This is a genomic window from Phocaeicola oris, assembly GCF_021295095.1.
Lineage (GTDB): Bacteria > Bacteroidota > Bacteroidia > Bacteroidales > Bacteroidaceae > Phocaeicola > Phocaeicola oris.
Genome location: NZ_JAJLQX010000020.1, coordinates 15,184 through 32,353, shown reverse-complemented (window position 1 = coordinate 32,353; position 17,170 = coordinate 15,184). Strand labels below are relative to the sequence as shown.

At 37.9% G+C, this 17,170-nt stretch carries 11 protein-coding genes and 1 pseudogene; 8 read left to right on the top strand and 4 right to left on the bottom strand.

All coding sequences use genetic code 11. From position 1 onward, the window contains the following. Positions 1 to 18 precede the first annotated feature (18 nt). The 4 genes and pseudogenes from LO761_RS10150 (at position 19) to LO761_RS10135 (ending at position 8,148) form a co-directional block, all read left to right on the top strand. Positions 19 to 891, top strand: a complete 873-nt coding sequence (locus tag LO761_RS10150) for a pyridoxamine kinase (protein WP_272818177.1) — start codon at positions 19 to 21, stop codon at positions 889 to 891. A 646-nt stretch (positions 892 to 1,537) separates the two neighbouring features. After that, a pseudogene (locus LO761_RS10145) lies at positions 1,538 to 2,779 on the top strand (serine hydrolase domain-containing protein); the annotation flags it as partial. Positions 2,780 to 3,003: 224 nt separating this feature from the next. Beyond that, positions 3,004 to 6,348: a SusC/RagA family TonB-linked outer membrane protein gene (locus LO761_RS10140; protein ID WP_272818176.1), complete on the top strand. Its 3,345-nt coding sequence runs from the start codon at positions 3,004 to 3,006 to the stop codon at positions 6,346 to 6,348. Positions 6,349 to 6,360: 12 nt separating this feature from the next. Further along, positions 6,361 to 8,148, top strand: a complete 1,788-nt coding sequence (locus LO761_RS10135) for a RagB/SusD family nutrient uptake outer membrane protein (RefSeq protein WP_272818175.1) — start codon at positions 6,361 to 6,363, stop codon at positions 8,146 to 8,148. 369 nt (positions 8,149 to 8,517) lie between these two features. Here LO761_RS10135 and LO761_RS10130 read toward each other — a convergent pair whose 3' ends face one another. Genes LO761_RS10130 through aroQ form a run of 4 tightly spaced genes read right to left on the bottom strand, consistent with a single transcriptional unit; the run spans position 8,518 to position 11,163 of the window. Continuing rightward, a complete protein-coding gene (locus LO761_RS10130) occupies positions 8,518 to 9,747 on the bottom strand; it encodes an FtsX-like permease family protein (protein WP_272818174.1) in 1,230 nt (409 codons plus the stop codon). A 6-nt stretch (positions 9,748 to 9,753) separates the two neighbouring features. Further along, positions 9,754 to 10,089, bottom strand: coding sequence for a 30S ribosome-binding factor RbfA (gene rbfA, locus LO761_RS10125; RefSeq protein ID WP_272818173.1), 336 nt, complete (start codon positions 10,087 to 10,089; stop codon positions 9,754 to 9,756). 7 nt (positions 10,090 to 10,096) lie between these two features. Next, positions 10,097 to 10,735, bottom strand: coding sequence for an O-methyltransferase (locus tag LO761_RS10120; RefSeq protein WP_272818172.1), 639 nt, complete (start codon positions 10,733 to 10,735; stop codon positions 10,097 to 10,099). Then, complete coding sequence (gene aroQ / locus LO761_RS10115) at positions 10,732 to 11,163, bottom strand: type II 3-dehydroquinate dehydratase (protein ID WP_272818171.1); 432 nt, start codon at positions 11,161 to 11,163, stop codon at positions 10,732 to 10,734. The genes LO761_RS10120 and aroQ overlap by 4 nt, the downstream gene beginning before the upstream one ends. Before the next feature lie 59 nt (positions 11,164 to 11,222). Here aroQ and xerD point away from each other — a divergent pair, with 59 nt between their 5' ends. From xerD to LO761_RS10095, 4 genes are all read left to right on the top strand, one after another. Beyond that, entirely contained in the window at positions 11,223 to 12,152 is a 930-nt protein-coding gene (gene xerD / locus LO761_RS10110; RefSeq protein WP_272818170.1) for a site-specific tyrosine recombinase XerD, read from the top strand. Positions 12,153 to 12,302: 150 nt separating this feature from the next. Beyond that, the gene (locus tag LO761_RS10105) at positions 12,303 to 13,979 is read left to right on the top strand and encodes a tetratricopeptide repeat protein (RefSeq protein WP_272818169.1); all 1,677 of its coding nucleotides are present in this window, start codon (positions 12,303 to 12,305) and stop codon (positions 13,977 to 13,979) included. A 132-nt stretch (positions 13,980 to 14,111) separates the two neighbouring features. Next, complete coding sequence (locus tag LO761_RS10100) at positions 14,112 to 15,137, top strand: TlpA disulfide reductase family protein (protein WP_272818168.1); 1,026 nt, start codon at positions 14,112 to 14,114, stop codon at positions 15,135 to 15,137. Between the two features lie 37 nt (positions 15,138 to 15,174). Further along, positions 15,175 to 16,713 (top strand): YifB family Mg chelatase-like AAA ATPase, encoded by a 1,539-nt coding sequence (locus LO761_RS10095; protein WP_272818167.1) that lies wholly within the window; start codon positions 15,175 to 15,177, stop codon positions 16,711 to 16,713. Positions 16,714 to 17,170: the final 457 nt, after the last annotated feature.

Sequence of the window (17,170 nt, the reverse complement as noted above, 5' to 3'; positions counted from 1 at the left end):
TAATACCTTAATAAATATATGTATTCCAACGGAATTAAAAAAATCGCGGCAGTACACGACCTTTCCTGCTATGGACGTGTATCTCTGACAGCCGCTATTCCCATCCTCTCTCACATGGGATTTAAAGTTTGTCCATTACCTACTGCCATTCTTTCAAGCCACACGCAATTGCCACATTTCTCTTTTCTCGACTTAACCAATGAAATGAAAAAAATTATTGAAGAATGGAGAAAATTAGATTTGAAATTCGATAGTATCTATACCGGATATTTGGGATCTCCGGAACAGATTCAAATTGTTTCGCAGTTTATAAACGACTTTAGGGAAAGGGAATGTTTAATTGTTACCGACCCTGTTCTGGGAGACAATGGGCATCTATATGCCGGCTACGATGAAAAAATGGTTCCACTCATGCGCGACTTAATTAAAAGTGCCGACGTTATCACTCCCAACCTAACCGAATTGTTTTATTTAATGGGGCGTCCATTTAAAAATGAAAATACAGATGATGAGTTGAAAAACTACTTGCACGAACTATCGGATAAAGGTCCCGATACTGTCATTGCAACCAGTGTTCCTGTTCAAGGCAATCCACATAAAACATCAACATACGCTTACAGCCGAGAAGGTCAACGATATTGGAAAGTTACATGCCCATATATTCCGGCACATTATCCGGGTACAGGCGATGCTTTCACCAGTGTTATTACCGGTTCTATTATGCAAGGAGACAGCCTGCCTATTGCCCTCGATCGAGCTGTTCAATTTGTACTGCAAGCAATTCGGGCAACCTTCGGATATAATTATAATAATATGGAAGGTATTCTCTTAGAGAAAATGCTTCGTAATTTAGATATGCCTATCCAAATAAACAGCTATGAACTAATATAAGACGAGTTCGACAAATTCAAAAGAAAGCAAACCGCATATCATTATTTCTTTTTAAAAGGACACACAGTCTTTTTGGAAATCAATCATAAACAGTTACTATTTCCGTATATACAAAAAAGAAAAGAGATTTGAGTGAGTTTTCATCTTCATCAGAAGTATTTGTCAATCCATACGTATGAGTTTGTCAGTTCATGCGCATGAATTGGACAAGTCATCCGCATGAGTTTGGCAAGTCATCCGCATGAGTTGATCGATTCATCCGCATCACTTTTCCCGGTCATCTTGATAATAACTCTAATGAATCTGACGAAGAAGCAAAAACTCCGTTTTAAAGGGAAATTGAAGCCTGACATAACCTCTCTTTTTATAATGCACGAAAATCCGTTAGTATTGAAATATTACCAAAAGATTAACCATATTATAAACATATATTACAGTAAAATAAACTGAGCTTTAAAGTAATAAACAGTATGCCATAAACGAATAATCGGCGATAGTGATTCCAGCCTCCAATGCTTTAGCGTATATTTTACTCTCACCACATCAAAAACTTAGTAAAATCCATCTACCATAAAATAAATTCTGTAAATTTGCTATCAACGCACATAGCGATAATTGCATATATTGATACTAATATAATAAGAATATGAAAAAAACCATTTGCTCTCTTTTATGCTATTTCTTCTTTTTAGGATTAAATGCCCAATCGTTAGAAAGAGTTTCTCCTGAATCAGTTGGGCTAAATGCCAACCAATTTAAGTATGCTGACGAAGCCATTAACACTTCCATTGAAAAAGGTGATATTCCGGGGGCTGTTCTGGCAGTTGTCCGCCATGGGAAGTTAGCATACCTTAAAGCTTATGGAAACAAAGAAATCTATCCACGGAAAGTCGCCATGACTACCAACACCATATTCGATCTGGCCTCGTGCAGTAAACCTACTTCAACGGCTATATGTACCATGAAACTCATTGAACAAGGAAAAATCCGCCTCATTGATCCTGTTAACTTATATATTCCCGAATTCCAAAATTGGAAAGATGCCAAAGGAGAGGAAACGACTATTCGCATAGAAGACTTGCTTACCCACACATCCGGACTTCCTCCTTACGCTGAATCCGACGAACTTATAGCTAAATATGGTATAGCAAATCCCCGGGTGCTCATGAAATACATATCAATTTGTAAACGAGACTTTGCTCCCAAAACAAAATTCCAATACAGTTGTCTGAACTTCATCACTTTACAACATATTATTGAAATAGTCAGTGGAGAATCTCTCAGAACATTCTCCCAAAAAAATATATTCGAAGTCCTTGGTATGCAGTATACCGATTATTTGCCAACTGATGTTGACAAACATGGAAACTGGATCAATACTTCACCTGCCAAATGGGAACAGGGGAACAACTCAAAAACCATCATCGCGCCTACTGAAGTCCAAAAGAATGGTCAGATTCTTCAAGGACAAGTTCATGACCCTTTGGCCAGAATCATGAATAAAGGCATCAGTGGCAATGCCGGACTTTTTTCATGTGCAGAAGATTTAGCAATTCTCTGCGCGGCACTCCAAAACGGAGGCGAATGGGAAAGGCATCGCATTCTTAGTCCTCAAACAGTAAAAGCAATGATCACCGTTCCTGACAATGTAAAAAAATTAGGAAGAACACTTGGCTGGGATTCATATTCCGATTATGCTTCATGTAAGGGAGACTTATTAAGCAACCATACCTATTGTCATACCGGATATACCGGAACTTCCATCGTCATTGATCCGGATAACGACATTTCCATTATTCTTTTATCCAACCGAGTTCATCCAAAAGATGAGCATAACGTAAGCCGTCTTCGTTCGTATATAGCTAATATTATTGCCGCGTCTATTCATAGATAAACAAAATGTTCCTAAATAATACTAAACTAAATTTTATAACATCTTTACAAAAGAATAAAATTTATTGGCTACATTTGACCCCAAGAAATAAAAAGAATTTTAAAGACCATGTATAAAAACAATGAGCTTTACTTATATCAATAACATGATTGGATAATAAAAACAACTAATTAATGCTGAGTATATAAACGGTTTTAAACCTGTAAATTAATACGAAAATGAACAAAATTAGAAAAAACCTATGTAAGGTATGTATTAGCTCCATGCTTATGTCTGCTTTTCCGGCAACGTATGCATTAGCAATTAACAACCCTGCCATAAAGGATATGAAAATTATCCAACAGCAGAGGAGTATTTCCGGTACTGTAAAGGACTCTAAAGGAGAAGCCATTATTGGTGCCAATGTTTTAGTTAAAGGTACTACCACCGGTACTATTACTGATATTGATGGTAATTTCACCTTAAATGCCCCGAACAACGCTACATTAGTTGTTTCCTTCATTGGCTATAAATCTGCAGAAATTGCTGTTGGCAATCAGAAAAACATCAATATAACATTAGCCGACGACACAGAGAAATTGGAAGAAGTTGTCGTCGTAGGCTATGGTACACAGAAGAAAGTCAACTTGACCGGCGCAGTTGAACAAGTAACAAGTGAAGTTATTGAAAACCGTCCGGTTTCTAATTTAACACAAGGTTTGCAAGGCGCAATTCCTAACTTACAGATTTCATTCGCTGATGGTAAACCAACTCGTAGTTCAAGTTATCAGGTTCGCGGTACATCTTCAGTAGGTCAGGGAGGTAGCGCTCTTGTTTTAATTGATGGCGTTGAAGGCGATCCTGCTATGTTAAACCCCAGTGACGTTGCCAGCGTATCTGTTTTGAAAGACGCTGCCGCTTCAGCTATCTATGGCGCCCGTGGTTCTTTTGGCGTTATTCTGATAACAACAAAAAATCCTAATAAGGAACGTGTATCTATCAACTATATAGGCAACTTCATAGTCAAAGCACCAACCATTGTTCCTGATGTTGTCACTGATGGCTATCAATATGTAACCATGTTCTTAGATTCTTATTATAATAATACAGCGGCGAAACCTAATCGTTTTCACCACGCTCTGAGTTATACCGATCAGTGGTATGAGGAGTTGGCTAACCACCGTCCTTGGATGAACGCATCGGAAGTGGAAATTGATCCATCTAATGGTAAATACATGTATTATGGTAATACCGACTGGTGGGATCTGCTCTATAAAGATCATTTCATCGGACAGGAGCAAAACGTAAGTATCCAAGGTGGCGGTGAGAAATCAGACTTCATGGTCTCGGGTCGTTTCTATTCTCAGGGTGGTGTATTCAATTTTAACCCTGATAAATATAAAATGTTCAACGTCCGTGCAAAAGGAAGTTTACAAGTCACTCCTTGGTTAAAGGTTTCTAATAACATGGAATTTAACCAAATGCAGTATCATAACCCAATGAGTGTAGGCGAAGGTTCTGTTTGGTATGGTATGGAATCAGAGAATCAGGCTCCTACAGTTATGTTTAACCCTGACGGAACATTAACTCAAGCAGCCGCTACTTCGGTTGGTAGTTTTTATTATGGCAATAATTATCAGGATACTACAACACGAGTTTTACGTAATACAACAAGTTTCACTTCTAAGTTCTTTAACAATCACTTAACTGTTAATGGCGATATTACATTCCGTTACACAGACGAAGGAATCGACGCAAAGCAGTCTCCTGTTCCTTATAGCTCATATCAAGGTGTTATTGCTTACTTGGGCTCCAACTATAACAGTTATATGGTTACTACTAATTCTACTAAGTATTTAGCAACTAACATATATGCTCAGTGGGACCAGAATTTCAACGAAGCTCACGATGTTAAAATTATGGCAGGTTATAATTACGAACAGTCAATCTATAACCATAATTTTGAACGCCGTAATACATTAATCTATCCGGAAGCTGAGAATATCAATTTGGCCAACGGTTCTATCGCATTAAACAGCAACTATCGGAAGTGGCGTATCGCAGGAGGTTTCTATCGTGTAAATTACAGCTATAAAGATCGTTATCTGTTAGAGGCTGATGGTCGTTATGATGGTTCTTCTAAGTTCCCTAATGAAAAACAATGGAAATTCTTCCCTTCAGGATCAATTGGGTGGCGCCTTTCTCAGGAACCATTCTGGCATGTTAATCCAAAAGCCATTTCTGATGTTAAATTCCGTGCATCTTATGGCTCTTTGGGTAATGGTAATATTGATCCATACAGATTTCAGGAATTATTCTCTATTGCCCAACAACAACGTCTGTTAGGTGGCCAAAAGAACTCTGTGACATCTTCTCCAAGACCAATACCAACAGGTTTGACTTGGGAAACAGCTACAACATCTAATTTCGGTATTGATATCTCATTCTTGAATAACAGACTTAAATTAAATGCCGACTACTACATTCGCAAGACAAAAGATATGTTTGCTCCCGGTACTACTCTTCCTTCTGTTTATGGAGCTGATACTCCCAGTGGAAACTACGCGGACATGACTACTCACGGATGGGAGTTGACATTGACATGGAACGATCAGTTCAATTTAGGAGGCAAACCATTCCATTACGAACTTCGTGGAACTTTAGCAGATTCAAAATCTAAAATCGACAGTTATCCTAACGATGAGAAATTCTTAGGCAGTAACACCAGCTATAGACCTGATTATTGTAACTATTACTCAGGTATGACTCTTGGTGAAATATGGGGCTTTGTAAACGACAGGTATTTCACAGCTGCCGATTTCGATGCAGATGGCAAACAAATTAACGGACCTGACCAGAGTTGGATTAGTGCCAACCGTAAATCAGGAAACCCTTGGGAACCGGGTTATCCTATGTACAAAGATTTAAATGGTGATGGCAAAATTGACTGGGGTAACAGTAAGGTAGGTGATTCCGGTGACCGGCAAGTTATCGGCAACAGACTTCCTCGTTATACCTTCAGTTTCAATGTAAGTGCTGACTGGAACAACATCTTCTTTGGAGCATTCTTCCAAGGTGTTGGTAAGCAAGATTGGTGGCCGGGCTCTGATAATGGCTTATTCTGGGGACAATACAACCGTCCATACTCTATGATTCCAAAAGATCAGATAGGAAATTACTGGACAGAGGATAATCCTAACGCTTATTATCCTAAGTATGTAGGTTATCAAGCATTACAGAGCAATTGTTTTTTGCACTTACCACAATCTAAATACTTACAAAACGTTGCATACATTCGCTTAAAGAATATTCAGTTAGGTTACAACTTACCAAAGAAATGGGTTTCAAACTTGCACATGCAAAACGCAAAAGTATATGTTTCAGCAGAAAATCTCTGGACATATACCCCATTCTACAAACACAGTAAGCAAGTCGATGTTGAGAGTATCTATGGTGAAGATGCAGAAACAAACAGTATGATTAACGATGGTTACTATACTTCTCCTATTATCGGTGGTGGTGGTAGATCATACAACTACCCAGTATTGAAGAGTGTAACATTTGGTGTATCAGTAACATTCTAAAAATTTACGAAGATGAAGAAAATATTATATTTAGCCACAGCAACAGTTCTTGCTTTCACGTCTTGTAATCTGGACGAAAATCCCAAGGCACAGATTGGCAAAGGACCTATTTTTGGAAGTGAAAATGGCTTATCAATGTATGCAAACTCTTTTTATGGAGTTTTTACAAACCCTGCAAATTCTTTAACTACTTGGGGCGATGTAACAAATACATTCTACGAGGGAACAAACTCATATAGACGTTTCTATACCAACGACTATCTCCCTTCAAACGAAGGCAGTTGGTACTGGGGAACATTACGTAACATCAACTACTTTCTTGATAATAACACCGACACAAAAGTTGATGAAAAAGTCCGTAATAATTATAATGGTATAGCCCGCTTCTTCAGAGCTTACTTCTATTTCGATAAAGTCTGCACCTATTGCGATGTCCCATGGATTGATCACGCCCTTGATGTAGATGATGAATTGCTAAAAGCCACCCGTGACCCTCATGCTGTAATAGCAGATCATATATATGAGGATTTCGAATATGCCATTAATAATATTACCGCTGAGTCGGACGCTACTGCTACCAGAGTAACTAAGATGGTGGCCGCTGCCATGCAGTCTCGTTTTTGCTTATGGGAGGGTACTTTCCGCAAATATCATACAGAAGCAGGATTAACTGCCACTGCCGATACATGGTTACAACGCGCTCAACAAGCAGCAGAGATTGTTATCAAGAGCGGTGACTACTCTATTTATACGGCTGAGGGTGATCAATCTTATCGCGCATTATTTAAAGCAAAAGATCCTATCAACCAAGAAGTAATGTTGGCAACTGTATTTAATTCCGCAGAAGGTTTGACCAACGCAGAAACTCGTCGTGTAAATACTACTACTTTAGGTGGTCCGTTCGCGCCTATCCGTCAATACATGAACTTGTATCTGAAACTGGATGGAACTCCTTATACCGCGGACGGCAACTATAAGACTACTCCTTTCACAGAAGAATGGAATAACCGTGATACGCGCGCTAAACAAAGCGTCCGCACCCCGGGTTTTACTCGTATCAATGGTTCTACTGTTATTCGCACTGCTCCCGATTACGCTTGTGCAAAGTGCGGTTACCAAGGTTACAAGTTTGCTTTGGATGACGAAACTTTCGATGGTGTTGACGCCGGTGAGAACAATAAAATTGAATTGCGTTACGCAGAAGTTCTATTGAACTGGGCAGAAGCAAAAGCAGAGTTAGGAACAATGACCGACGCGGATTGGGCTTCTTCTATTGGTATCCTTCGCGCACGTGGCGGTATTACCGGTGGTTTATCGACAAAACCAACTACAATCGATTCCTATCTGCAGGAAACGTTCTTCCCAAGCATCTCTGATCCTACCATTCTCGAAGTACGTCGTGAAAGATTACTTGAGTTGACATTTGAAGACTTCACTTTTGCTGATATTCAACGATGGAAATGTGGTTACTTGATGGAAATGCCTATGGAAGGTGTATATGTCCCGAAATTCGATACTTTAATAGATATGGACCTTGACGGGAATCCTGATGTTTACTTTTGGACCGGAACTGAAGCTCCATCTCCAAAGATCGCAGGCGTTTACTATCGTCAGGTACAACTAACCCCCGACGCTGATGGTAACTATACTTGCGATACTACAGTTGAAGCTGACGGACATACCTTGTTATTCAATGCCAATGGGCAAAAAATTGTCTGGAACGATCGTATGTACTTCCACCCAATCTCTCAGACAGATATAATCTTGAATCCTAACTTGACTCAAAACCCTGGTTATTAATTCGATTAAATATTTATTGAGACTTAAGAATCCCGATTACAGCATTGCAATTGGGATTCTTTTTATATATTGATTCCAAACCATAAACTAACGATAATCGCAAGCCTTTTCACTACTTAAAAGCATCGGATAACAATGTACCGCAGTTAAACAAAACCAGCTATCTGAAAAACTTTCCATTTCATATTTTTATATACTAAAAGTAATGAGCAACAACATCCCAACTCATCTGTATCATTCTTCAAAGTGATGCGGATGAGTTGATCAAATGATGCGGATGAAACAGACAACTCATACGCATGAGTTGAGCAAGTGATGCGGATCATCCAACAATCTTATACTGATGAGTATAAGTTTTTTCTTTATGCGTTAAAGTAAACGTTTGCTTAGATAGCGCACCGGATACCATACAGAAAGGAATCCGACGAGAAGAACGGTAATAAATACCAAGATTACATCGCCTATATGTACACTTACCGGATAGGCGTCAACCACAAATCCTTCTGCGCTTCCACCGCCCAAAGAAAGTAATCCGAAAGTCTGCTGAACGTAGCAAAAGGCTAATCCTAATACTAAACCAATTATCGCGCCAAACAATGTAATGAATCGCCCCTCAAACAAGAAAATACGAGTAATGAGTTTATCATCTGCTCCCAAATTCCGAAGCGTTATCACGTCTTCTTTTTTATCGATAATGAGCATGGAAAGCGACCCGATGACATTAAAACAAGCAATAACCAATATAAAAGTCAGAAACAGATACGATATCAGCTTCTCCACTTCCATGATACGGAATGTATCCAACTGCTGTTCATACCGGTCTTGAACAATGAATTCATCCCCCAACAACTGTTGAATTTTCTTTTTTGCCTGACGCTCGTCCACTCCATTCTTTAAACGGAGAGATATAGAACTTACTTCCTTATCATACTGAAACAATTGACGGGCAAATTCAATAGAAGTCAAGATATACGAAGCATCATACTTCGCCTGATTCACTGCAAAAACCAATCCAGACGAGAACAACCTTTCCGTGATAAAGCTATTCGATGGATTTGTCAAATTTACCTTACTTCCTCGCTTTGGAGCATAAACTATCAATGGTTCAAGGAATCGGACACCTGAATTCAACATAGCAACAAGATCAACACCCGGAATAGCATAGTCAGCCACCTCATCACGAAGAGTCGTGCTACCCTTTCCATATAATATACTGTCAATTGGTGCCAACTGCTCAAAATTATCCTCCACGCCCTTTATAACAACCATTGTTTGCCGGTCTTTATATTGAATCATCGCAGTCTCCTCTAACACTTCAGAAAATACAGCCACTTCCGATAAGTTACGAAGCGATTGAATCTTCTGATCGGCCGGATTAAATACCTTTCCTGACGCAACGGAAACTTTCAACTCCGGATCAAACGCTGTAAAAAAGTCAGCAACCAAATCACGGAATCCATTAAAGACAGACAAAGTACAGATCAAAGCTAACGTAGCCAACGCCACTCCGCAAACAGAAATTCCCGAAATCACATTAATAGCATTATGCGATTTCTTCGAAAGCAAATAACGCTTGGCTATGTAAAAAGAGACATTCACTGTTGATTATTTTTTCAACAGTTCATCAATATGTTCCAACTTGTCTAACGATTCATCGAGGAAGAACTTCAACTCCGGAATGATACGCAGCTGATAGCGAACCTTTGTACCTAACTCAAATCGAATGGCTTTCTCATTCCCATTTAAATTCTTTACAATCTCTTCCCCTTTATTTGAAGGAAAGACGCTTATATAAACCTTAGCAATGCTCAAATCGGAACTAACGCGCACTTCAGACACCGTAATAATAATATTTTTAATAGTCCGAGTCTGGGAAAGCAATATATTACTAATTTCTTTCTGAACTAAGCGATCAATTTTATTTATTCTTGTATTATCCATTTTTTATTTACTTTTTACGTATTATTGTCATGCCATCGCGTAATGGAAGAATTACCTTTTCCACCCGTTCATCAGCTGCTACAGAATCATTAAATTTCTCCATTCCTATTGTTTGCAGATCATTATCTTTAGGGGTCTCCAGTACATGTCCGTCCCACAAAGTATTATCCGCAAATATAAACCCTCCCTTTCGCAGTCTGGGCAATACCAACTCATAATATTCCATATAGTTCCGCTTATTACCATCAATAAATGCCATATCAAAAACAATATCCATCTTAGGTAACAGTTCCAACACATCACCAATATAAAAAGTTATTTTATCAGCATAATCGGAATGTTCAAACCATGATCGAGTAAAATCTTCCTGCTCATCATTAATCTCGAAAGTATGAATCATCGCGCCTTCACCCAATCCCTCTGCCATACAGAGTGCAGAATATCCGCTATATGTACCTATTTCCAATACTTGGCGAGGATGTATCATCTCCACAAACATCTTCAGTATTCTACCTTGAAGATGTCCGGAAGCCATCCTTGGCCGAAGAAGTTTCAGATTTGTTGCTCGATAAAGAGCATTCAAATATTCTCCTTCTTTATCCGTATGCGAAAGGATATATTCATCTATCTGATCGGTTTCTTTCATAAACGCCTGTACTTTTTCAATAAAGCCTCTACAGCTAAACGATAAGAATCTAATCCAAAACCACAGATGACTCCAAGGCAAGCACAAGAAATCATAGACTTATGACGGAACTCCTCACGCTGATGGACATTTGAGATATGGACTTCAATAACCGGAGCCTTTATTGATCGGATTGCATCTTGTAATGCAATAGAAGTATGAGTATAAGCTCCGGCATTTAAAACAATGCCATCATAATCAAAACCTATCTCCTGTATTTTATCAATCATCACGCCTTCCACATTCGACTGAAAATAATCTATTTCCACATCAGAATATACCTTACGGAGTTCTACTAAATAATCATCAAAAGAACGAGCTCCATAAATCTCGGGTTCTCTTTTACCCAACAAGTTAATGTTCGGGCCATTAATAATTTGAATCTTCATCTTTTAAAACTCTCTGAAGTTTTCTAATTTTGTATTTAGAAGCAAAGTTAGGAAAAGAAATGAAAAATAACGAGGAAATATCCAATATATTAGCGAAATACAAACAATATTTAAGGTTAGAGAAATCGTTTTCCAACAATACTGTTGAGGCTTATTTGACCGACATTGATAAATTATTTCATTATTTATCATCCGAGGACATATCACCTTTAAACATCAATTTAAACGATTTGGAAACATTCTCCGCGACACTAAAAGATATTGGTATAACAGCTCGGTCGCAAGCACGGATTTTATCGGGTATTCGTTCTTTTTACCACTTCCTTTTAATAGAAGATTATATAAATAAAGATCCGACAGAACTCTTAGAGTCTCCACAAATAGGATTCCACCTCCCTGAAATCCTATCTGTAGAGGAAATAGACGCCCTAATTGGAGCTATAGATCGTTCAACAAAAGAAGGGCAACGTAACCGAGCTATTCTTGAAACCTTATACAGTTGTGGACTACGTGTGTCAGAACTCTGCAATCTGAAATTATCCAATCTTTATTTCAAAGAAAGCTTCATCCAAGTAGAAGGAAAAGGAAATAAGCAGCGATTAGTCCCCATTTCTACACGAGCCATCAATGAGATTAATATGTATTTTGAAGACCGAAACCAAAGAAACATTAAATCCGGTTTCGAAGACTTCGTCTTTATAAGCAACTTCGGAAAAAATATTTCACGTATTATGGTATTCCATATTATAAAAGAATTAGCTGACAAAATCGGTCTGAAGAAAATTATCAGCCCGCATACATTTCGTCATTCTTTTGCTACGCATCTTCTGGAGGGAGGAGCAAATCTTAGAGCCATTCAAGCCATGTTAGGTCATGAAAGCATTGGAACAACAGAAATATATACTCACATTGACAGGAATATGCTTCGAAGTGAAATACTGGAACACCATCCACGAAACATAAAATACAGAGAAGAACACAAAAAATGAAAAATTTATTTTAATCTTTTTAAGATAATTTGCAAAAGAAAAAGAATAATAAAAGAATCAGATAGCATTGTTTTCATTATCTTTGTAATGAGTATTGTAAAATAGAACATATACATCGAATAACTATTACAAACAATAAAAAGAATAACTATGATCAAAAAATTGTATCTGCCATTGATGGCATTATTGGTTATTGCGTTATCATCTTGTAGCAAGATGGGTGCATTATCTTCCGATTTTTTCACAACTAATCCGGAAGTACTTGAAGCTGTTGGAGGAAAAGTACCTGTAACAATTAACGGTCGGTTCCCGGAAAAGTACATGAAGAAAAATGCTACAGTACAAGTTACTCCTGTTCTTAGATGGAAAGGTGGCGAAGCTAAAGGACAACCAGCTACATTCCAAGGTGAAAAAGTTGAAGGCAATGGACAACCCATTTCTTATAAGATGGGGGGTAACTATACCATGAAAGCATCTTTCGACTACGTTCCTGAAATGGCAAATTCTGAACTTTATCTGGATTTTGTTATTAATAAAGGAAGTAAGTCATACACCATTCCATCCGTAAAAATTGCTGATGGTGTTATCGCGACATCCGAGCTTCCTACGGTAAACAGCGCTAACGCGTCTCATGCAGACGATGCTTACCAGCGTATCATTAAACAAGCAGAACAAGCTAACATCATGTTCTTGATTCAGCAAGCTAACTTACGCAACAGCGAATTGAATTCTGAAGATATTAAGAATTTTCATAAGAAAGTTGCTGAATTAAATAGTGATACTAAAAACTATAAGATTGATAACATCGAAGTCTCTGCTTATGCTTCTCCTGATGGTGGTGTAAGTTTGAACACCGATTTAGCTAAGAGCCGTGAAGCTAATACAGAGAAGTATATGGCTAAACAGCTGAAGAAAAACAAGATTGACGCTAATTTAGACGCTACCTATACAGCACAGGATTGGGAAGGTTTCAAAGAATTAGTATCTAAGTCTAACTTGCAGGATAAAGATTTAATCCTCCGCGTTCTTTCCATGTACAGCGATCCTCAGCAAAGAGAAACTGAAATTAAAAATATCTCTTCAGTTTATAAATCATTAGCTGATGATATTCTTCCTCAGTTACGTCGTGCTCGTTTGACAGCTAACTATGAAATCATCGGTCGTTCAGACGATGAAATCAACGAAGCGTTCAATAGCGATCCTAAGGTATTAAGTGTTGAAGAGTTACTTTACGCTGCTACTCTGACAAGTGACAATACTCGTCAAGAATCCATCTTTAACACGACTACTCAACTCTTCCCTAATGATTACCGTGCATATAATAACCTTGGAGAGTTGGCTTATGCTGCCGGCAATATTGATAAAGCACAATCTTACTTCCAGAAAGCTGCTTCTTTAAATGCAAATGCTCCGGAAGTAAACTCCAACTTAGGACTGGTTGAATTAGCAAAGAACAACGTTTCTGCTGCTGAATCATACTTAGGCAAAGCAACTGGCGCAAATGCTGCTGCCGAGTCTCTTGGTAACTTATACATCAAACAAGGGGATTATCAGAAAGCTGTTAGCACATTCGGTAATATCGCTTCCAACAGTGCTGCTCAAGCGCAGATTCTTGCCAAAGATTACAACAAGGCAAAGAACACATTGGAAAGCATTAAGAATAAAGACGCTATGACAGACTATTTAATGGCTATCGTTGGTGCTCGTACCAACAACGCATCTTTAGTAAAGAGCTCTATCCAAAGCGCTATTCAAAAAGACGCTTCTTTAGCTGCTAAGGCTGCCTTAGACCGTGAGTTTGCTAAATATCAAAGCGAAATCAAATAATAAGAAATAACTCTTATTTAAATATATAAACCGGAATACTCAAACGAGTATTCCGGTTTTTTATACAAATTATGCCGGTTTTCTTCTTTATATTGGACTAAATTGCTTAATTTCGCAACAAACATAATCAAAATGAAAAATATCAGTTTCCTTTTCATCTCTTTCTTAATACTTCTCTCCTCTTGTGGAAAGAAGAATACTTTTATTTTAGAAGGGAAACTGGATGACCTTACATCTGACTCCTTAGTACTATATTATATAGAACCTGTTTACAAACTTGATACTCTTATTCTGAAAAAAGGAGTCTTTAAACAAAAATTTAATGCCGACTCTATAAGTCTCTTTTATATCATTCTTGATAATCAAGAAAAAATTCCTGTTATAGTAGAAAGTGGCGGTAAGATTCAAATTAAAGGAAATAACCGATTATACCTTATCAAAGGTAAAGGTGAGAATAAGTTGATGGGAGAAACACTTCTCACATTGAAAAAAAGAGAAGTTATGAATTTACCAATGAAAGCACAAGTAGATACTTTTATAAAAAATAATCCGAGATCTTACGCAAATGTATTCTTAATTGATAGATTCTATGCTCACGATAGTACTCCTGATTACAAACATATCATCGAACTTATACAATCTCTCAACGGAAATGTTCAAGATACCCGATACTTAACAGATTTGTTAGCAAAGGCCAAAGAGCAAAAAGGCGACGAAAATAAATACATTAATCTGTTCAACGAACCTGATAAAGACGGAAAGACCATTGATTTCAGAGACTTGAAAAACAAATATGTACTCGTTAGCTTTTGGGCAAGTTGGGATGCAAAAAGCATGGAAGAGCAAGATTCGATAGCTACGATTGTCAAACAGATGAAAAAAGAGCCATTCACTGCTATCAGTGTTTCGTTAGATATGGATAAAGACGCTTGGACAGAAATTATCAGCAAACGTGACACAACCCAATGGAAGCAAGTCTGTGGATTTAAAGGCTGGAAAGGTAATATCGCCAGACAAATCGGTTTGAACAAATTACCAACCAACATATTAGTAGCAAAAGACAAATCGATTATAGACAATGATATATCAAGCCAAACTATTCTAAACAGAATACGAAATTTAATTAAACAAGATAAAGAAAAAGATAAAAGTAAATAACAGCTATTCGCATTTAGCTTTCTAAACTATAATATATATGCTTGTAAAAGTTTATGGTGCCGCCTTGCAAGGCATAGACGCCACTATTGTAACCATTGAGGTTAACAGCTCACGGGGTATAAAATTTTTTTTAGTAGGTCTGCCTGATAATGCCGTTAAAGAAAGTCATGAACGAATTCATTCTGCCTTACTTGTTAATGGATATAAGTTCCCCACGCGACAAATAATTGTTAATTTAGCACCGGCTGATATTAAGAAAGAAGGTTCTGCGTACGATTTGCCCATGGCGATAGGCATATTAGCTACCGCAGAAGAAATACAAGCAGAAAAATTATCCCAATACATGATTATCGGAGAATTAGGTCTGGATGGAGGACTACAACCCATTAGAGGTGCTCTTCCTATTGCTATTGAAGCTAAAAAGAAAGGCTTCAAAGGACTAATCCTACCTATACAAAATGCAAAAGAAGCTGCAGTAGTAAATGGGATAGAGATTCTTGGGGTCAAAAATTTGAAACAAGTAATCAATTTCTTTAATGGCACACAATCATTAGAAGCAACCATTGTCAATACCCAAGAGGAATTCTATAAACAACAATACAGTTTTCCTTACGACTTTTCTGATGTAAAAGGACAAGAGTCTGTTAAACGGGCATTAGAAGTAGCAGCAAGTGGCGGACATAACCTAATAATGATTGGAAGTCCGGGGTCCGGTAAATCCATGATGGCAAAACGATTGCCAAGTATTCTACCTCCCCTAACATTGGAAGAAAGCCTCGAAACAACAAAGATCCATTCAGTTGCAGGAAAACTCGGAAAAGACAAATCTCTTGTCACCATCCGCCCTTTCAGAAGCCCACATCATACTATTTCCCAAGTTGCTATGGTAGGCGGAGGAACCAATCCGCAACCGGGTGAGATAAGTTTATCTCATAACGGCATCCTCTTTCTCGACGAACTTCCCGAATTTTCCAGATCAGTTCTTGAGGTTCTTCGACAGCCCCTTGAAGATAGACACATTACCATTTCAAGAGCAAAATATTGTTTGGATTATCCGGCAAGTTTTATGTTAATTGCGTCCATGAATCCTTGTCCATGTGGCTATTATAATCACCCAACCCGTTCGTGTGTTTGTACACCCGGACAAGTTCAACGATATCTTAACCGCATATCAGGCCCTTTATTAGATAGAATCGACATCCAAGTAGAAATCGTACCTGTCCCTTTCGAAAAACTTTCCGATACACGAAAGGGTGAAAGCAGTGCAACAATTCGTGAAAGAGTAATTAAAAGTCGAGAAATTCAAGCAAAACGTTTTAAAGATTATCGAGGAATTTACTGCAATGCGCAAATGGAAAGTAAATTACTTCACAAATATGCACAACCCGATACTGCAGGTTTAGCCTTATTAAAATCTGCGATGATAAAGTTAAACTTATCGGCGAGAGCATACGATCGAATTCTCAAGGTTTCCAGAACTATTGCCGATATGGAAGGAAGTGAAAACATTAAAACGGCTCATTTGGCAGAAGCCATCTCATATCGAAATTTGGATAGAGCCGGCTGGGCCGGATAAGTTATTCGATAAACATTCAAAATAGAAGTGTTATTTTCCTGATGCCGTGTTTCAAATTAACGAAATGACAGAAAGACCATGTGGAAACCTACAAAAGTAGAATACATCCTTAGGGAATGATAAACAGAATTTTTCCCTTTTTGCCAAGTTCATTAAAATTGTCATAAAGAGATTAGTAAAATAGATCTGTATGAATCACTCAACTCATACGGATAATTTATTTGTTTCACATTGGTGAAACAAGCGAATCACATAAGTGAAACAAGCGAATCACATAGGTGAAACAAGTGAATCACATAGGTGAAACAAGTGAATCACATAGGTGAAACAAAAAATTCTTTTGATGAATACGGCAACTTATACGATTCGCTTTCTTTGTTCCTACGTATCGGAGTATCATAATACCACAACGAACAATAAGTATGTTATTCGATTTTACAATTATAAAAAAGCCTAT